Source organism: Kitasatospora hibisci (assembly GCF_043950205.1).
GTDB classification, from domain to species: domain Bacteria; phylum Actinomycetota; class Actinomycetes; order Streptomycetales; family Streptomycetaceae; genus Kitasatospora; species Kitasatospora hibisci.
This window is the reverse complement of record NZ_CP171642.1, coordinates 3426947-3444976: the sequence shown is the minus strand read 5'-3', so window position 1 is coordinate 3444976 and position 18030 is coordinate 3426947. Positions and strand designations below refer to the sequence as shown.

Sequence of the window (18030 nt, the reverse complement as noted above, 5' to 3'; positions counted from 1 at the left end):
GCCTCCCCGGGCGGTCCGGAGCACCCTCGGCGGCCAGGGACAATAGGCCCAGTCCTACGTACGTCACCGATGTCCGCCGACCCGGCGGACATCGCCCGCTGGAGGTCTCATCATGAGTAAGTACCTGGTCACGGGTGGCGCCGGCTATGTCGGCAGTGTGGTCGCCGCCCACCTGCTGGAGGCGGGGCACCAGGTGACCGTCCTGGACGACCTCTCCACCGGCTTCCGCGAGGGCGTGCCGGCCGGCGCCGAGTTCGTCGAGGGCCGGATCCAGGAGGCCGGCGAGGTCCTGGACGCCTCCTTCGACGGTGTGCTGCACTTCGCCGCCTCCTCGCAGGTCGGCGAGTCGGTGGTGGACCCGGAGAAGTACTGGCGCAACAACGTGGCCGGCTCGCTGGAGCTGATCAGCGCGATGCGCGCGGCCGGTGTGCGCACGCTGGTCTTCTCCTCCACCGCCGCCACCTACGGCGAGCCGGAGGTCGTGCCGATCGCCGAGACCGCCCGCACCGCGCCGACCAACACCTACGGCGCCACCAAGCTGGCCGTCGACCACCTGATCACCAGCGAGGCCGTCGCCCACGGCCTGGCCGCCGTCTCGCTGCGCTACTTCAACGTCGCGGGCGCGTACGGCGCCTACGGCGAGCGGCACGACCCCGAGTCGCACCTGATCCCGCTGGTCTTCCAGGCCGCCCTCGGGCAGCGTCCGCACATCGCGGTGTACGGCGACGACTACCCGACCCCGGACGGCACCTGCATCCGCGACTACATTCACGTCGCGGACCTGGCCGACGCCCACCTGCTGGCGCTGGACGCGGCCGAGCCGGGTGAGCACCTGATCTGCAACCTGGGCAACGGCAGCGGCTTCTCGGTGCGCGAGGTGATCGAGTCGGTCAAGCGCGTCACCGGCCGGGAGATCCCGGTGCAGGTCGCCGGCCGCCGCGCGGGCGACCCGGCCGTGCTGGTCGCCTCCGCCGACCGCGCCCGCGAGGCCCTGGGCTGGATCCCGCGCCGTCCGGACCTGGACGACATCGTCGCCGACGCGTGGAAGTTCACCCTGGAGAAGAACGGTCTCTAGGATTCCCCGCCCCTGCGGGGGCACCCGAAGCGCCGCCCCGACCGTCCGGGGCGGCGCTTCGGCGTTACCGCGCGCGCCGTCCGGGGCGGCGCAGCAGCCCCGACGCGCCCGCGCTACCGTGCCGCCGGTACGGCGTAGGCGCGCAGGAAGGCCCGCACCCCGCTGGTGATGACCTCCTCAGCTGTCGCCGGGTCGATCGGGTGTGCGCCCCAGTACGTGCGCAGGGTGACCGCGCTGCCGGTGAGCTGCACGAAGTGCTCGGCGGCCCGCAACGGATCGGGTGCCACCAGCAGCCCGCGGTCGGCCAGCTCGCCGAAGCCGGTGGCGAGCTCCCGCAGCGCCCGGCGAGGCCCGGTCTCCTGCCAGGCCTCCAGCAGTTCCTTCGGCAGGTGCCCGGCGTCGGCATTGATCTGTCGCACCAGCGCGAAGTGGTCGGCGAACCGCCCGAGCACCTCCACCCAGGCCAGCGCGAGCGCGGTGAGGTCGGGCTCCAGGTCGGTGACCTTGGCGAGGTTGCGCTCCACGATGTCCAGATGGGCGTCGCTGACCTGGGCCGCGCTCTCCAGGACGACGGTCCGGAAGAGCAACTCCTTCCCGGCGAAGTGGTTGTAGATGGTGCGGGTGGAGACCCCGGCCTCGGAGGCGATGGCGTCGATGCTGGCGCGGGAGTAGCCGTCCCGGCCGAAGACCGTTCGTGCCGCCCCGGTGATGGCCTGGCGCTTCTCGGCGAGTCCGCGGCGGGGCTTGGCGGGGCTCTCGTTCTCACTGGTCACGGGCTGACCTCCAGGACTTTGCAGCCATCGTTGTACTTATTGCCATGCACGTTGTACTTTACCTGATGTGTCGCCAGACCGGGCGGCAGAAACGCACACTCGATCCGGAGGCTGCCGTGCCCGAGACCCCCTACCGCGTCGCCGTCATCATCGGCAGCAACCGCCGGGGCCGCTTCGCACCGAACGTCTCCGACTGGTTCCTGCGGACCGCCGCCGACCGGAGCGACCTCGCCCTCGACGTGGTCGACCTCGCCGAGCACCCGCTGCCGGACCTCGGTGACGAGCCGACCCCCGAGCAGGCCGAGGTGCTGGCCGCGCTCTCGCTCCGGCTGACCGCCGCCGACGCCTTCGTGGTGATCACACCTGAGTACAACCACAGCTTCCCCGCCGTCCTGAAGAACGCCATCGACTGGCACAAGGCCGAGTGGGAGGCCAAGCCGGTCGGCTTCGTCTCCTACGGCGGCATCGGCGGCGGGCTCCGCGCGGTCGAGCAGCTCCGGCTGGTCTTCGCCGAGCTGCACGCCGTCACCGTCCGGGACAGCGTCAGCTTCCACGGCGCCTGGGCCGCCTTCGGTGACGACGGGGAGCCGGTCCACCCCGCCGTCCCCACCGGTGCGGCCAAGGGCATGCTCGACCAGCTCACCTGGTGGGCGCGGGCCCTCCGGGACGCCCGCAACGCCCACCCGTACGGCGCCTGACCGCACCCGACCGCCGGGGCCGCGCCAGTGCCGGACGCCGCCCCGGCCCACCACCAGGGGGGACCGATGAGCACCACCGCCGCACCCGCCGCGAGCACACCCGCACCGGCCGCCGCCCGTGCCGCCGCACCCGCCCCGCGCACCGCCGCCGTCGCCGCCGTGGTGGTCCTCGGCTCGCTGATGACCGTCCTCGACACCACGATCGTCAACGTCGCCCTCAACCGCCTCGCCGAGGACTTCGCCGCCCCACTGGCCACCATCCAGTGGGTCACCACCGGCTACACCCTCGCCCTCGCCACCGTCACCCCGATCACCGCCTGGGCGATCGGCCGGTTCGGCACCCGCAGGCTCTACCTCACCGCGCTCGCCCTGTTCGTGCTCGGCTCCGGCCTCGCCGGCGCCGCCTGGGACGCCCCCTCGCTGATCGCCTTCCGGGTCATCCAGGGCCTCGGCGGCGGCATGGTGATGCCGGTCGGGATGACCGTCCTGGTCCGCGCCTCCGACCCGGCCCGCACCGGCCGCACCATGAGCGTGCTCGGCATCCCCGTCCTGATCGGCCCGCTCGCCGGCCCGGTGCTCGGCGGCTGGCTCGTCGACGAGGCCTCCTGGCGTTGGGCGTTCCTGGTCAACCTGCCGATCGGCCTGCTCGCCCTGGCCCTCGCCGTCCGGCTGCTGCCCCGCGACACCGGCGACGGCACCCGCCGCCGCCTCGACCTGCCCGGCCTGCTGATGCTCTCCCCGGGCCTGGCCGCACTGATCTACGGCCTCGCCGCCGGCGCCGAGCACGGCGGCATCGGCGCCCCGGACGCCCTGCTGCCCACCCTCGCCGGCGCCGCCCTGGTGGCCGGGTTCGCCGTCCGCGCGCTGACCGCCCGCGACCCGCTGATCGACCTGCGCCTGCTGCGCCGACGCGCGTTCGCCGGCCCCGCCGCCACCCTCGCACTCTTCGCCTGCGGCTACTTCGGCTCGATGCTGCTGCTCCCGCTCTACTACCAGCTGGTGCGCGGCCAGAGCGCCACCGACGTCGGGCTGCTCGGCATCCCGCAGGCACTGGCCACCGGAATCACCATGCAGGTCGCCGGCCGGCTGACCGACCGGATCGCCGCGGGCCGGATCGTGCTGACCGGTGCGGCGGTGGCCACCACCGGCTTCCTGGCCTTCACCGTCCAGGTCGCCGCTGGCACGCCGTACTGGCAGCTGATCGCCGCCCTGGTGCTGATGGGCACCGGCGTCGGGATGACGATCATGCCGACCATCGCCGCGGCCACCCGCGGAGTCGCCCCCGCCGACGTCCCGGCCGCGACCACGCTGGTCACCATCGTCCAGCAGGTCGCCGGCTCGACCGGCACCGCACTGATGTCCGTGCTGCTCACCGGCGCCCTCGCCGGCCGCCTGCCCCGCGGCGGGGGCCTGGCAGCCCTGCACGGCCTGGACACCGCCGCCCGCGCCGCGCTCGCCCCCGGCCTCGCCGCGGCCTTCCGGGACACCTACGGCTGGGCCGTCGCACTGCTCGCCGTGGCCCTCCTGCCGGCCCTGCTGCTCCCCCGCAGGAGCCCCAAGTCACGCCAGGTAAGCACCTCCTGACGAAACTTCACCAAACCCCCACCGGGCCGCCCCCCACCCCGTACGCTGATTCCGGTACCGGTGGGGGTCGGTGCCGTCGGCCTTCGCGGCACCGGGAGGCGGACGGCGGACGAGTGCCCAGGTCACGGCGGCGCAACCGGGTGATCGCCCCGGAGCACCGGACTGGTCCGGGCAGGGGGGAGTGACGATGGGGCGGATCCGCGTCCTGGTGGTCGACGACCACCGGATCTTCGCCGAGGCGCTGGCGGCGGCACTCGCCGCCGAACCCGACGTGGAGGTCGGCGCGGCCGGCAGCGCGGCGGCCGCCGACCGGGCGCTGGAGCGCGCCGCCGTCGAGGGCCGCGGCTACGACGTGGTGCTGATCGACGCCGACCTCGGCGCCGACTCCGCAACCGCAGGCCCCCGCACGCCCCGCCGGCCCGGCGCCGACCCTCCCGAACCCGCCCACCGGCGCCCGTCGGCAGCCCTACCCGCGCCCCGGCACCCGGCCACCCCGCCCGCCCACGCGCACCTGCCCTCCGCGCACACCCCGCATGCACACCTGCCCCCCGCGCACCACCCCGCGGCCACCCCGGCACCCGACGGCATCACCCTGCTCGCCCGGGTCCGCCGGAACCACCCGGCCCTGCGCGCGATCGTCCTGGCCACCGCCGACGACCCGCACCGCGCCGCCCGCGCCCTGCACGCCGGCGCCACCGGCTGGGTCGCCAAGGAGAGCTCACTCGCCCGCCTGCTGGCGGTGATCCGCGGCGTGCTGCGCGACGAGACGCACCTGCCGCCCGCCCTGCTCACCGGCGTGATCCGGGAGCTCACCACCGCCCGCCGGGACCGCACCGAGAGCGAACGCCTGGTCGACACGCTCACCCCGCGGGAGAAGGAGATCCTGCGCTGCATGGTCGCCGGCCTCGGCCGGCAGGCCGTCGCCGAGCGCCTCTACCTCTCCCCGCACACCGTGCGCACCCACATGCAGAACGTCCTCGGCAAGCTCGGGGTGCACTCCACCCTCGCCGCCGTCGCGGTCGCGCGCCGGGCGGGCGTCAGCCCGTCCGAGCCGGCCGCGCCCACAGCCCCGCCGTCCGTCGCCTCGACCACAGCTCCCGGCGCCGGCTGATCCGCCCGTAACACCCAGGTACGGCTCAGGTCCGTCAGGTCAGGGAAATCCGGAGGACAGATGTCGCCGCACAGCACTTCCGCACGCCCGCACACAGCCCAGGAGCACCGAACAGCCGAGGCCGGCCCGCGCGCCGGCGGCCCCGGCCCGGCCCGGAGCGCACCGCCGACGGGCCTGCGCACCCTCGTGGTCGGCGCCGGCGCGGCCGGCACCGCGCTGGTCCGCGACCTCGGCCGGGCGCCCGAGTTCGGCCTCACCCCGATCGGCCTGCTGGACGACGACCCGGCCAAGGCCGGACAGTCCGTCGACGCCGTCCCCGTCCTCGGCACCCTCACCGAGCTCACCGAACTCGCCGTCCACCACCACGCCCAGGTCGTCGCTCTCGCCATCCCCGGCCTCGCCCCGCAGCGGGTCCGCGCGCTCGCCACCGCCGCCGCCGCGGCCGGAGCCGCCGTCCGCTACCTGCCGTCCTTCCTCGCGGCGCTGCGCCGCGAGGTGGTCGGCTCGGACATGCGGAGCCTGGACGTCAACCGGCTGATCGGCCGGCACGAGGTGCACGTGGTCTCCGCCGACGTCCGCGACGTCATCGAGGGCCGGCGGGTCCTGGTCACCGGCGCCGGAGGCTCCATCGGCAGCGAACTCTGCCGCCAGGTCCACGCGTTCAACCCGAGCGCGCTCTACATGCTGGACCACGACGAGTCCAACCTGCACCGGCTCCAGCTGGAGATCTGGGGCGAGGCGCTGCTCACCGACGACTCGCTGGTGATCGCCGACATCCGGGACCGCCCGCGGATCCAGCAGATCTTCCGCGACCTCAAGCCGGACGTGGTGTTCCACGCCGCCGCCCACAAGCACCTGCCGCTGCTGGAGCGCCACCCCAGCGAGGCGGTCAAGTCCAACGTGCTGGGCACCGACCACCTGGTCGAGGCCGCGCTGGCCACCGGCGTCGAGCGGTTCGTGCTGATCTCCACGGACAAGGCCGCCGACCCGACCTCCGTCCTCGGCGCCAGCAAGCGCCTGGCCGAACTGATCGTGCAGGCCAACGCACGGGACGCCCGCAACCTCGGCACCGGGGTCTTCTCCGCGGTCCGCTTCGGCAACGTGCTCGGCTCGCGCGGTTCGCTGCTCTCCGTCCTGGCCGAACAGCTGCGCAGCGGCGGTCCGGTGACGATCACCCACCCCGACGTCACCCGGTTCTTCATGACCATCGAGGAGGCCGTCGGCCTGGTGCTGGAGTCCGGCCGGATGGCGCACGGCGGCGAGGTGTTCGTGCTGGACATGGGCGAGCCGGTGCGGATCGTCGACCTGGTGCACAACTTCGCCGAGCAGGTGCAGCTCGGCCGGGACGAGGTGGAGATCCGCTACACGGGCCTGCGGGCGGGCGAGAAGCTGAACGAGGCGCTGTTCTCCGAAGGGGAGGAGCGCCTGCCGACCTCGCACGCCCGGATCTACGCCACGGTGGCGGAGTCCGCCTCGGGCCCGGACGACCTCGCGGGAGGGCTGACCGGCCTGTACGCGGCGGCGGCCGGCAACAGCGACGAAGAGGTGCGCCGGAGGCTGGCGGAGCTGCTGCCCGGCTACCGGACGGCGGAGGCCGAGCCGGCCCCGGTGCCCGCGCTCAGCACCCCGTACCCCGACGGGTTCTGAGCCCCGCCGGGCCCTGCGGTCGGGCGGGCCCGGCCCGCGCCCGGTCGCCGGTGCCACGTTTGAGCGGAGCGCCGTCGCCCGCGCCCCGGGCGCCGTGGATCAGCCAGGGATGTTGTCGAAGGGGGCGACCAGCAGCCGGAGCAGCCCGGCGAGCTCGCCCTGCTGGACGGTGGTGAGCTGGGCGAGCAGCTCGCGCTCGTGCGCGAGCAGGCCGGCGAGCGCCTGGTCCGCCCGGTCGCGGCCGTCGTCGGTCAGCCGCACCAGCACACCGCGCCGGTCGTCAGGGTCGGGCAACCGCTTGACGAGGCCCTTGCCGGTGAGGCGGTCGATCCGGTTGGTCATCGTGCCGGAGGTGACCAGGGTCTGGGTGAGCAACTGGCCGGGCGAGAGCTGGTACGGGGTGCCGGCCCGGCGCAGTGCCGTCAGCACGTCGAACTCCCAGGGCTCCAGGCCGTGCTCGGCGAAGGCCGTCCGGCGGGCACGGTCGAGGTGCCGGGCGAGTCGGCTGACCCGGCTGAGCACCTCAAGCGGTTCCACGTCGAGGTCGGGGCGCTCTCGGCGCCATGCTGCGACCAGGCGGTCGACCTCGTCCTCCATGGCGATCAGTGTATCGGGGGTTGTGTCGATGTGAAGTCTCTTGACATCGAGAAATGTAACGTGGAAGGTGCGACTGGATGTCTTGATGTCGAGATACATGCGAGGTGGACCATGAACACCCCCGCCTGGGACCCCGACCAGTACCTGCGCTTCGTCGACGAACGCACCCGCCCCTTCCGCGACCTGCTCGCCCGCGTCCCCACCCTCCCCCACGAACCCGCCCCCACCGTCCTCGACATCGGCTGCGGCCCCGGCAACTCCACCGCCGCCCTGCGCGAACGCTGGCCCCGCGCCCACCTCACCGGCATCGACAACTCCGCCGAGATGCTCACCACCGCCCGCACGACCGGCGAACCCACCGCCCACTACCGGCTCGCCGACGCGACCCACTACGACCCCGCCGGCGCCCGACCCGACCTGATCGCCTCCAACGCCACCCTGCAATGGGTCACCGGCCACCTCGACCTGCTGCCCCGCTGGGCGGCCGCGCTCAAACCCGGCGGCGTGATCGCCTTCCAGGTCCCCGGCAACTTCGACGCACCCAGCCACACCACCCTCGCCGAACTGCGCCACAGCCCCCGCTGGCGCGACACCCTCGGCGACACCGCCCGAGCCGACGTCCACGACCCGGCCGACTACCTCCGGGTCCTCGCCCACGCCGGCTGCACCCCCGACGTCTGGGAAACCACCTACAGCACCCTGCTCACCGGCCCCGACCCGGTCCTGGAATGGGCCAAGGGCACCGCACTGCGCCCCGTCCTCACCCGGCTCACCGACCCCGCGGACCAGGACGCCTTCCTCACCGAGTACGGCACCCTGCTCCGCGAGGCCTACCCGGCAGGACCCCACGGCACCGTCTTCCCGTTCCGGCGCATCTTCGCAGTCGGCGTCAAACGGGGCTAGCGCCCGGCGGACGCTACGACTTCCGCTCACCCACCAGCTTGGGGTGCCGCTCCATCCCCTCCAGCCCGTGCCAGGCCAGATTCACCAGATGAGCCGCCACCTCGGCCTTCTCCGGCTTGCGCACCTCCAGCCACCACTGGCCGGTCAGCGCCACCATCCCCACCAGCATCTGCGAATACATCGGCGCCAGCCGCGCGTCGAACCCCCGGGCCTTGAACTCCAGCCCCAGGATGTCCTCCACCTGCGTCGCGATGTCACTGATCAGCGACGCGAAGGTGCCCGTCGACTGCGCCACCGGCGAGTCCCGCACCAGAATCCGGAAACCGTCCGTCGAGGTGTCGATGTAATCCATCAACGCGAACGCCGCCTGCTCCAGCAGCTCCCGCGAATGCCCCCCGGTCAGCGCCCCCGTCACCATGTCCAGCAACAGCTGCATCTCGCGGTCCACCACCACCGCGTACAGCCCCTCCTTCCCCCCGAAGTGCTCGTACACCACCGGCTTCGACACACCCGCCCGCTCGGCGATCTCCTCCACCGACGTACCGTCGTAGCCGCGCTCCGCGAACACCGTCCGACCGATCTCCAGCAGCTGCTCCCGACGCTGCTTGCCGGTCATCCGCACCCGGCTGCCCCGCCGGCGGCCCCCCGCCGCAGCCTCGCCGGCCGCCGTACCGGCACGCGGACGGTCCGGCGCCGCATCGGGCGCCGCGTCCGTCCGCGTGCTCTCGTGGCCGCCTGTGCTCTCTGCGCTGCTCCCGTTCACCCCTACATCATGCTGCAGGCGCGCCCTCATGCGGCGCGGCGGGCGGCGATCCGCTGCGCGTCCGGCCAGCGTACGTCCCGGGCCCAGCCGGCCAGCTCGAACCAGCGGATCAGCCGGGCCGAGGAGTCGATCTGCCCGCGCAGCACACCGTGCCGGGCCGAGGTGGGGTCGGCGTGGTGCAGGTTGTGCCAGGACTCGCCGCAGGAGAGCAGGGCCAGCCACCAGACGTTGCCCGAACGGTCCCGGGAACGGAACGGGCGCGCGCCCACCGCGTGGCAGATCGAGTTGATCGACCAGGTGACGTGGTGCAGCAGCGCCACCCGGACCAGCGAGCCCCAGAAGAACGCGGTGAGCGCCCCCTGCCAGGACATCGTCACCAGCCCGCCCACCAGCGGCGGCAGCATCATCGAGATCAGCGTCCAGAGCCAGAACAGCCGGGAGATGGTCCTTATGGCCGGGTCGCGCACCAGGTCCGGAGCGTACTTCAGCTGGGGCGTCTGCTCCTCGTCGAAGAGCCAGCCCATGTGCGCCCACCAGAGGCCCTTGAGCAGTGCCGGGACCGTCTCGCCGTAGCGCCACGGCGAGTGCGGGTCGCCGTCCTTGTCGCTGAACCGGTGGTGCTTGCGGTGGTCGGCCACCCAGCGGACCAGCGGGCCCTCGATGGCGAGGGAGCCGGCCACCGCGAGCGCCAGCCGCAGCGGGCGCTTGGCCTTGAAGGCGCCGTGGGTGAAGTAGCGGTGGTAGCCGATCGTGATGCCGTGGCAGGTGAGGAAGTACATGACGGTCGCGATCGCGAGGTCCGTCCACCCCAGCCCCCACCCCCAGGCCACCGGCACGGCGGCGACCAGGGCGGCGAACGGTACGGCGATGAAGAGCGCGAGCGTGATCCGCTCGGCGAGCCCCTGCTTCTCCCCGCCACGGGTGGCGGAGAGGAGGGTCGGGGCGGGATCGATGGGGGGCGCGGTCTCGGTGCGCGCCTCGCCGGCCTGGATGGTCATGAGCGTCCCTTGAGGGAGGGGAGAGAGGTTACGTGAGCGTAACCTACGGCATCGTAGGTTCTGCCCGGCCGCGAGGGGAATACGCCGCCGCCCGGCGCTTGAGTGAATTCACCCGACCGGATGGATGAAGGGTGGATGTGCCCCGTGTCGGGACGACCCGCACACGCATTCACCGCACGCGAGCCGGGACCGGGCAGCGCGAAGCCGCCCGCCGCCTCCGGGCCCAGGGGTGGACGTACGACGAGATCCAGGCGGAGCCGGGGGTCTCGAAGAGCCCGACGTCCCTCTGGGTGCGGGACTTGCCGGCGCCCACCACGCGCAGGGAGAGGATGCGGAAGGCTTCCGAGACTCGCTGGGGGCCGGTACGAAAGGAGCGGGAAGAGGAGCGCCGAGCGGTGAGGGCGGAGGCGAGGGCGGACATCGGCCCGATGAGCGACAGGGATCTCTTCATCGCCGGTGTTGCGCCCTGCCGGGCGGAGGGGGCGAAGGACGAGCAGTACGCCCGCCGCGAGCGCGTCCGGTTCATCAACAGCGACCCGGGAGCGATCCGGTTGTATCTGGCGTGCTCCGGCCGCTCTTCCAACGCCCCACCCTCAAGCGTCGCAATCCGACGACGGCCCGGAAGAATGCGGGACCGGCCTAACGGGGTTGCTTGTCCGTCAACGTCCTCGACCGCGCGGACCTCTATCGCCGGATTGAGGGTTGGTGGTCCGGCATAGTGGTAGAGACGTAGCGCTGAAAGCCGTAGTGTGTGCCTGGCCATCCCCGGTTGCTCTGCTGGCACGGGCGCCCAGACTTTGAATCTGGTCTTCGCAGGTTCGATTCCTGCCCGGGGAGCTTCACACTTGAGCGACCCTGATCGGGTCGTTTCCCAGCGCAGCTATCCTCTAGGCGCCAGGGCGTAGACGTGCGGATCCGCTCCCCGGCTGCTTTCCCTCCCTGTGAACCGACTGAGGAGCCTCCCCCCGTGAGTGCCAATTCGCCTGCCGCCGTTGTCGTGCTTGCCGCCGGTGGCGGGACCAGGATGAAGTCGAACAGCCTGCCCAAGGTGCTGCACGAGGTGTGCGGGCGTTCCCTGGTGGGGCACGCGGTGGCGGCGGCCGAGGAACTGACGCCGGAGCAGCTGGTCGTGGTCGTCGGCCACATGCGGGAGAAGGTGGAGGCGCACCTGGCGGCGCACTACCCGGGCGCCCGTGCGGTGGTGCAGGCCGAGCAGAAGGGCACCGGGCATGCGGTGCGGACGGCGCTGGAGGTGCTGGCCGCCGACGGTGTGGAGCTGGACGGCACGGTGATCATCACGACCGGCGACGCGCCTCTGCTGACCGGGGCGACGCTGGCCGTGCTGGCCGAGGCGCACGCCGGGCAGGGCAACGGCGTGACCGTGCTGACCGCGGTGGTGCCGGACCCGTTCGGCTACGGCCGGATCCTGCGGGACGGCGCGGACGGTGCGGTGTCGGCGATCGTCGAGGAGAAGGACGCCTCGGACGCGCAGCGGGAGATCGCCGAGATCAACTCCGGGGTCTTCGCCTTCGACGCCAAGCTGCTGGCCGAGGCGCTCGCGCGGGTGACCACCGACAACGTGCAGGGCGAGGAGTACCTCACCGACACCCTGGAGATCCTGCGTACGGCCGGTCACCGGGTCGGGGCCGTGGTGGCGGCGGACTACCGGGACATCCTCGGCATCAACGACCGGGTGCAGCTCGCGCAGGCCCGGCGGCTGCTCAACGACCGCCTGCTGGAGCGGGCGATGCGTGCGGGTGTCACCGTGGTGGACCCGGCGACCACCTGGTTCGACGTGCAGGTCTCCTACGAGCCGGACGCCGTGGTGCTGCCGAACACCCAGTTGCACGGTCTGACCCACCTGGGCGAGGGCTGTGAGGTCGGCCCGAACTCGACCCTCACGGACACCCGGGTGGGTGCCGGCGCCCGTGTGAGCAACACCACGGCGGACCGCGCCGAGGTGGGCGAGCTCGCCACCGCGGGCCCGTACGCGTACCTGCGGCCGGGGGCGAAGCTGGCCCGCAAGGCGAAGGCCGGCACCTACGTCGAGATCAAGAACTCGGAGCTGGGCGAGGGCGCCAAGGTGCCGCACCTCTCCTACATCGGCGATGCCACCATCGGTGAGGGCACCAACATCGGTGCGGCCTCGGTGACGGTGAACTACGACGGCGTGAACAAGCACCGCACGGTGATCGGGGCGCACTGCCGCACGGGCTCGGACAACATGTTCATCGCACCGGTGACGGTCGGTGACGGCGCTTACACGGCGGCCGGCTCGGTGATCACCTCGGACGTTGCGCCGGGCGCACTGGGCGTGGCTCGGGCGCAGCAGCGCAACATTCCGGGTTGGGTGGAGCGCAAGCGCCCGGGTACGGCATCGGCGCAGGCTGCGGCCGCCGCGGCGGAGGCGGCCGGGGAGGCCTGATCGGGCGGGGCGGGAGTCCGAGGGGCGGTACCGGGGCGGACGGTTTCTGCGCGGGCGCGTAACCTTGGGGACATACGTGCGCCATAGGGCTTACCGCCCGTGTCCAGGCGTACCGACATTCCCCCGACCCCTATCGCCAGCGGGCTCGTGCCTGTCTGCGGTGCGGACGGGTTCAGCGTCAGCAACGCGAGGAGACGGTGCAGTGAGCGGGATCACGACGTCGGGTGAGAAGAAGCTGAAGCTCTTCTCCGGCCGTGCCCACCCGGAGCTGGCGAGGGAGGTGGCTGTGTCGCTGGGGACCGAGCCGGTTCCCACCAAGGCCCTGGACTTCGCCAACGGGGAGATCTACGTCCGCTTCCTGGAGTCGGCGCGCGGCGCGGACTGCTTCGTGATGCAGAGCCACACGGCTCCCATCAACCAGTGGATCATGGAGCAGCTGATCATGATCGATGCTCTGAAGCGGGCTTCCGCGAGGAGCATCACGGCGATCCTGCCGTTCTACGGCTACGCCCGTCAGGACAAGAAGCACCTGGGTCGCGAGCCGATTTCCGCCCGGCTGGTCGCCGACCTGCTGCGCCAGGCGGGCGCGGACCGGCTGATGGCGGTGGACCTGCACACCGCGCAGATCCAGGGCTTCTTCGACGGTCCGGTGGACCACCTGTTCGCGCTGCCGCTGCTGGCGGACTACGTGGGCGAGAAGGTCGACCGGTCCAAGCTGACGATCGTCTCGCCGGACGCCGGCCGGGTGAAGGTGGCCGACCAGTGGTGCGACCGCCTGGACGCCCCGCTGGCGATCATCCACAAGCGCCGCGACATGACGCAGGCCAACACGATCCTGTCGGCCGAGGTCGTCGGTGACGTCCGGGACCGGGTCTGCGTCCTGGTCGACGACATGATCGACACCGCCGGCACGATCTGCGCCGCGGCCGACGCGCTGTTCGAGAACGGTGCCGCGGACGTCCTGGTGGCGGCCACCCACGGGGTGCTCTCCGGTCCGGCTGCGGACCGTCTGAAGAACTCGCGGGTGAGCGAGTTCGTGTTCACCAACACGCTGCCGACCCCGGCGCAGCTCCAGCTGGACAAGATCACCACGCTCTCCATCGCCCCGTCGATCGCGGCCGCGATCCGCGAGGTGTTCGAGGAGGGCTCGGTCACCAGCCTGTTCGAGGGCGTGCACTGACGATGCCCCGTGTCGGCGGCCCCGGTCCCGGGCGGACCGGGGCCGCCGCCGATTTCGCGGGAGGCGGCGGGTGCGGTTAGACTCGTGAAACTGCTCGGCGAGGGATGCCGTGTGCCTGCTCGCGGGTGCGCGCTCCGTGATCGACGCGCTGCCGATGCCGGCTCCCGGTCATCTGCAGAGGTCGTACGCCGCCGAGTGACCCCCGAACGTTCTGAGGGTGTGGTCCCGGCGGTTTTTCGTTGTCTGCACCCCCGCGCCAGTCTTCCGAGGAGTGCAGTCGTGTCCGAGATCCGCCTTGCCGCTGAGACCCGTTCCGAGTTCGGCAAGGGTGCCGCCCGTCGCGCCCGCCGTGCCGGCTTCGTCCCCGGTGTCGTCTACGGCCACGGCCACGCGCCGGTTCACCTGAACCTGCCCGGCCACGACCTGATGATGGCCCTGAAGACCCCGAACGCCCTGCTGGTCGTGCCGATCGACGGCAAGGACGAGTACGTGCTGCCGAAGGCCGTCCAGCGCGAGGCCATCAAGCGCACCATCGAGCACGTGGACCTGCTGCTGGTCAAGCGCGGCGAGAAGGTCACCGTCGAGGTTCCGGTCCACACCGAGGGCGAGCTGGCCCCGGGCGGCAACCTGCTGGAGCACGTCCTGCAGGCCCTGCCGATCGAGGCCGAGGCCACCCACCTGCCCGAGGCCGTCACCGTCTCGGTCGAGGGTCTGGAGGCCGGTGCCTCGATCCACGCCAAGGACATCACCCTGCCGTCCGGCGTCACCCTGGCCGTCGAGGCCGACGCCGTCGTGCTGCAGGTCATCGCCGCCCAGGCCGCCCCGGTCGAGGAGGAGGCCGCCGAGGCCGAGGCCGGCGCCGAGGCCTGAGCCTTCCGCACGGTCTGACCGCTGCCCCGGTCGCTCCCGCTGGAGCGCCCGGGGCAGCGGTGTGTCCGGGAAGATGGCGGTGAACGTGACCACGAGGAGCGGCGGGATGAGCGAGAACGCGTACGAGGGCCCCTGGCTGGTGGTGGGCCTGGGGAACCCGGGTGAGCAGTACGCCCGGAACCGGCACAACATCGGGTTCATGGTGGTGGACCTGCTGGCTCAGCGGATGGGCGCGAAGTTCAAGGCGCACAAGAGCCGGGCCCAGGTGGCCGAGGGACGGCTGTCGGGGCAGCGGGTGGTGCTCGCGAAGCCGATGTCGTTCATGAACCTCTCGGGCGGCCCGGTGACGGCGCTGAGGGACTTCTACAAGGTGCCGGCCTCGGCGGTGGTGGCGGTCCACGACGAGCTGGACATCGACTACGCGGCGCTGCGGCTGAAGCTGGGCGGCGGGGACAACGGCCACAACGGCCTGAAGTCCATCACCAAGTCGCTCGGCCCGGACTACCACCGGGTGCGCTGCGGGATCGGTCGGCCGCCGGGCCGGATGGAGGTGGCGGACTTCGTCCTGAAGGACTTCTCCGGCGCCGAGCGCAAGGAGCTGGACTGGTTCGTGGACCGGTCCGCCGATGCGGTGGAGGCGCTGCTGTCGGACGGGCTGGAGCGGGCGCAGGGGACGTACAACTCCTGACCGCGCAGGCACCGGGTCCGTGCTGACCGGGCGTCGGCTCGCGGGTTCCGCCGGGCCGGCGGGGCTGTTTCGATCGGGGACGGGGTGCGCACCGGGGGAGTGCGGCCCCGTCGGTTCCGAGGGGAGCAGCCGTGCCGGAGGCCCGGATCGGTCCGAGCGGCGGGGGGAGCGGCCGGGTGCCGGTCATCCGGATGCGCGGGGTGGCTCGGGCGCCCGCCCCGCCGCCGGTCACCGCGCCGCACCCGGCGGACCCGGACGTCGCGCCCGGCGAGTGCGCCGCGGTGGTCGGCCCGTCCGGGGCCGGCGAGTCGACGTTCCTCAATCTGCTCGGGCTGCTCGACCGGCCCGGCGCCGGCACCTGCGAGCTCGACGGCATCGACACCGGGGCGCTCTCCGAGGCCGGGTGCCGCGCACCGTCGGCATCCGCGACGGGTGCCTGTACGACGGGGCGGTGGGCGCCGGGCGGTAGGACGGTGCGTCGCACAACAGTCGTACAACGCTTGGGCGGTCAAACCTGAATGTGTGTGAGATGTCTGTGCCGATCCGATAGCGTCGACCGGGTACGCGAACGGGTCCTGGGGAGTTCTCGATGCGCAGTTTTCGTCCGGTCCGGCGCCTTCGGCGGATCCGGGTGGTTCGGTTGAAGCAACTCGGTCGGAGGGTCGGCACGGCCGGCGCGCTGGGTGCGGCCGGGGTGCTGCTCTCCGGCGGCGGTGCGGCCCATGCGGAGACCGTCGCGGAGCCCGATCCGGGTGTGGTGTCCCCGGAGCCGGCCGCGGCGCAGTTCGGTCCGGTGCTCGGCGGTTCGGTCGGCGGTGACGCCGGCCTGCTGGCCGTCGGTGGCGGCCTGGTCGTGGCGGCGGGCGGTGCGGCCCTGTGGGTGAAGCGCCGCCGCGCCGGCGATCTGGGGGAGTGACGCCGCCGCGTGGGCGATCCGAGGCGGTGACGAGGCCGGGAGGGGCCGGGTCCGGGGTTCCGGGCACCGGCCCCTCCGGCATTCTCCGCGCGGTGTCATCCGTTTCCGGGGGCCCGTGCGTCCTGGGGGCATGAAGCGCGAATCGATGCGGTCGGAGGGCGCCGGGGGCGACCCGTTCGACGAGTTCGTCGCGGCCCGGTACCAGGCACTGCTGCGCGGTGCCTTCCTGATCACGGGGGACGTCCACGACGCCCGGGACCTGCTGCACGACGCCCTGGCGCGGGTCTATCCGAAACGGTCGGTGATCCGGGACCCCGCGGCGACCGAGGGCTACGTCCGCCGGGCGATGGTGCGTACCCATGTCTCGCGGTGGCGGCGGACCCGGCGGGAGGTGCTGACCGCGGTGCTCCCGGACGGCCCGGTGGTGGGCCCGGAGAGCGAGCGGGACGAGCAACTGGCGGCGGCGCTGCGGGTGCTGCCGCCGCGGCAGCGGGCGGCCGTGGTGCTGCGGTACTACGTCGACCTTCCGGTGGCGCGGGTCGCCGAGGAGCTCGGTTGTTCGCAGGCGACGGCGAAGACCCATCTGGCGCGTGCGTTGAAGGCGCTCCGGCAGGAGCTGGCACCGGCGAGGGAGATGGTGGGCCATGGCGGTTGAGGAGACGGACGGGTTCGAGGAGGAGCTGGTCGTCCGGCTCGGCGAGCAGGCGGAGGCGGTGAGCGGCGCCGCCGCCCCGCTGGCCGAGCTGCGGCGGGCCGGTGAGCGGCGCGCCCGGCGGACGGTGGCGCTGCGGGTCGCCGCGGGGGCGGCGGTCCTGGCGGTGGGCGTCGGCGGGCTGACCCAGCTCGGCGGTGGTGGTGGCGGGGGGGCGGGTCTGGCTCCGGCCGGTGCGGCGTCGTCCGGCCCGGGGGCGACGGATCCGTTCGGTCCGGAGGAAGGGCCGGTGCTGGCCTGCACACAGGGGCCGACCTCGCTGCGGACGCCGGGCTGGGGCGGTCCGTCGGGTGCGCCGTCGTCGGGTGCGCCGTCGTCCGGGGTGCCGTCGTCGGGGGTGCCGTCGTCGGGGGTGCCGTCGTCCGGCGTCCCGTCAACGGGCGTGCCCTTTCCGGGCGTCCCGTCCTCGGGTCCGGGCGGTTCGCCGTCGTCCGGCGTCCCGTCCGCGGGGCCGTCCTCGTCCGGCGGGCCCTTCACCGGAGGGCCGTCCACCGGGGCGGCGGCGACCTGGACGGGGCTGCCGGTCCCGACGCACCCGACCGCCTCGACCGGCCCGACGGGCGGGCCGTCCACCGGGGGCGCGACCGGCGGCCCGGCGGGCGGCACGCCGTCCTCCGGCCTGCCCTCCCCGTCCGCCCCGGTGGGCGGCGGTGGCCTGATGGACACCCCGGCGGGCCGGGCGGCCCAGGACATCAGGACGCTGGGCGCGCAGCACTACCCGGACCAGTACTTCGGCGTCTGCGTGGACGCCGGCGCCGGCGCCGGCACGGTGTACGTGCTGCGGGTGCCGGGCGGTGGCTTCGACCAGGCGGTGCGGGACTCCGTCCGGAACGCGCTGGTGACGGTGGCCTTCCGGGACGCGGCCGGCTCGCGCCGGCAGGCGCGGGAGGTGCTGCAGCGGATCACCGCGGACGCGGAGTACTGGCGGGCGCGGGGGCAGCAGCTGCTCGGCACGCTGGCCGGGGACGGCGCCGGGGTGCTGGTGTACGTCACCGATGCGGCGAAGGCCAGGGACGAGGTGGTGGCCCGGTACGGGCCGCTGGTCGTCGAGGTGCGCCAGCTCGGCTGAGCGGGGACGGACGGGAGGGGC

General features: G+C 73.2%; 18 protein-coding genes and 1 tRNA gene. 15 read left to right on the top strand and 4 right to left on the bottom strand.

The genetic code is table 11. The annotated features are described in order from the left end of the window. Window positions 1-112: 112 nt before the first annotated feature. Window positions 113-1075: a UDP-glucose 4-epimerase GalE gene (gene galE / locus ACF9IK_RS14620; RefSeq protein WP_395294642.1), complete on the top strand. Its 963-nt coding sequence runs from the start codon at window positions 113-115 to the stop codon at window positions 1073-1075. 113 nt (window positions 1076-1188) lie between these two features. Here the strand turns inward: galE and ACF9IK_RS14615 are convergent, their stop codons facing one another. Next, window positions 1189-1848 carry a TetR/AcrR family transcriptional regulator gene (locus ACF9IK_RS14615; RefSeq protein ID WP_395294641.1) on the bottom strand — a complete coding sequence of 220 codons (660 nt, stop codon included), beginning with the start codon at window positions 1846-1848 and terminating at the stop codon, window positions 1189-1191. Between the two features lie 65 nt (window positions 1849-1913). On the opposite strand from ACF9IK_RS14615, the gene ACF9IK_RS14610 reads away from it, so the two are divergent. The 4 genes from ACF9IK_RS14610 to ACF9IK_RS14595 all read left to right on the top strand — a co-directional run bounded on the left by ACF9IK_RS14610 (window position 1914) and on the right by ACF9IK_RS14595 (window position 6888). Further along, a complete protein-coding gene (locus tag ACF9IK_RS14610; RefSeq protein ID WP_395298578.1) occupies window positions 1914-2546 on the top strand; it encodes an NADPH-dependent FMN reductase in 633 nt (210 codons plus the stop codon). 66 nt (window positions 2547-2612) lie between these two features. Next, the gene (locus ACF9IK_RS14605) at window positions 2613-4130 is read left to right on the top strand and encodes a DHA2 family efflux MFS transporter permease subunit (RefSeq protein ID WP_395294640.1); all 1518 of its coding nucleotides are present in this window, start codon (window positions 2613-2615) and stop codon (window positions 4128-4130) included. 187 nt (window positions 4131-4317) lie between these two features. Beyond that, a complete protein-coding gene (locus tag ACF9IK_RS14600) occupies window positions 4318-5241 on the top strand; it encodes a LuxR C-terminal-related transcriptional regulator (RefSeq protein ID WP_395294639.1) in 924 nt (307 codons plus the stop codon). A gap of 60 nt (window positions 5242-5301) precedes the next feature. Continuing rightward, window positions 5302-6888, top strand: a complete 1587-nt coding sequence (locus ACF9IK_RS14595; RefSeq protein WP_395294638.1) for a polysaccharide biosynthesis protein — start codon at window positions 5302-5304, stop codon at window positions 6886-6888. A 99-nt stretch (window positions 6889-6987) separates the two neighbouring features. Here the strand turns inward: ACF9IK_RS14595 and ACF9IK_RS14590 are convergent, their stop codons facing one another. Further along, the gene (locus tag ACF9IK_RS14590) at window positions 6988-7485 is read right to left on the bottom strand and encodes a MarR family winged helix-turn-helix transcriptional regulator (protein ID WP_395294637.1); all 498 of its coding nucleotides are present in this window, start codon (window positions 7483-7485) and stop codon (window positions 6988-6990) included. Window positions 7486-7596: 111 nt separating this feature from the next. On the opposite strand from ACF9IK_RS14590, the gene ACF9IK_RS14585 reads away from it, so the two are divergent. Continuing rightward, window positions 7597-8388: a methyltransferase domain-containing protein gene (locus tag ACF9IK_RS14585; RefSeq protein ID WP_395294636.1), complete on the top strand. Its 792-nt coding sequence runs from the start codon at window positions 7597-7599 to the stop codon at window positions 8386-8388. Window positions 8389-8401: 13 nt separating this feature from the next. On the opposite strand, the gene ACF9IK_RS14580 is transcribed toward ACF9IK_RS14585, so the two are convergent. Together ACF9IK_RS14580 and ACF9IK_RS14575 are read right to left on the bottom strand one after the other, a co-directional pair. Continuing rightward, the gene (locus ACF9IK_RS14580) at window positions 8402-9004 is read right to left on the bottom strand and encodes a TetR family transcriptional regulator (RefSeq protein ID WP_395298577.1); all 603 of its coding nucleotides are present in this window, start codon (window positions 9002-9004) and stop codon (window positions 8402-8404) included. A 173-nt stretch (window positions 9005-9177) separates the two neighbouring features. After that, complete coding sequence (locus ACF9IK_RS14575; RefSeq protein ID WP_395294635.1) at window positions 9178-10149, bottom strand: acyl-CoA desaturase; 972 nt, start codon at window positions 10147-10149, stop codon at window positions 9178-9180. Between the two features lie 762 nt (window positions 10150-10911). Here ACF9IK_RS14575 and ACF9IK_RS14570 point away from each other — a divergent pair. The 9 genes from ACF9IK_RS14570 (at window position 10912) to ACF9IK_RS14530 (ending at window position 18009) form a co-directional block, all read left to right on the top strand. Next, a tRNA-Gln gene (locus tag ACF9IK_RS14570) sits at window positions 10912-10986 on the top strand. Window positions 10987-11116: 130 nt separating this feature from the next. Beyond that, window positions 11117-12574: a bifunctional UDP-N-acetylglucosamine diphosphorylase/glucosamine-1-phosphate N-acetyltransferase GlmU gene (glmU, locus tag ACF9IK_RS14565; RefSeq protein ID WP_395294634.1), complete on the top strand. Its 1458-nt coding sequence runs from the start codon at window positions 11117-11119 to the stop codon at window positions 12572-12574. Window positions 12575-12776: 202 nt separating this feature from the next. After that, complete coding sequence (locus ACF9IK_RS14560; protein WP_395294633.1) at window positions 12777-13754, top strand: ribose-phosphate diphosphokinase; 978 nt, start codon at window positions 12777-12779, stop codon at window positions 13752-13754. A 279-nt stretch (window positions 13755-14033) separates the two neighbouring features. Next, complete coding sequence (locus tag ACF9IK_RS14555) at window positions 14034-14624, top strand: 50S ribosomal protein L25/general stress protein Ctc (protein ID WP_395294632.1); 591 nt, start codon at window positions 14034-14036, stop codon at window positions 14622-14624. Window positions 14625-14730: 106 nt separating this feature from the next. Continuing rightward, complete coding sequence (gene pth, locus ACF9IK_RS14550; protein WP_395294631.1) at window positions 14731-15312, top strand: aminoacyl-tRNA hydrolase; 582 nt, start codon at window positions 14731-14733, stop codon at window positions 15310-15312. A 191-nt stretch (window positions 15313-15503) separates the two neighbouring features. Then, window positions 15504-15830, top strand: coding sequence for an ATP-binding cassette domain-containing protein (locus ACF9IK_RS14545; protein WP_395298576.1), 327 nt, complete (start codon window positions 15504-15506; stop codon window positions 15828-15830). Window positions 15831-15952: 122 nt separating this feature from the next. Beyond that, window positions 15953-16228: a hypothetical protein gene (locus ACF9IK_RS14540; protein ID WP_395294630.1), complete on the top strand. Its 276-nt coding sequence runs from the start codon at window positions 15953-15955 to the stop codon at window positions 16226-16228. A gap of 130 nt (window positions 16229-16358) precedes the next feature. Further along, window positions 16359-16883, top strand: a complete 525-nt coding sequence (locus tag ACF9IK_RS14535; RefSeq protein WP_395294629.1) for a SigE family RNA polymerase sigma factor — start codon at window positions 16359-16361, stop codon at window positions 16881-16883. Then, the gene (locus ACF9IK_RS14530; RefSeq protein ID WP_395294628.1) at window positions 16873-18009 is read left to right on the top strand and encodes a hypothetical protein; all 1137 of its coding nucleotides are present in this window, start codon (window positions 16873-16875) and stop codon (window positions 18007-18009) included. The genes ACF9IK_RS14535 and ACF9IK_RS14530 overlap by 11 nt, the downstream gene beginning before the upstream one ends. Window positions 18010-18030: the final 21 nt, after the last annotated feature.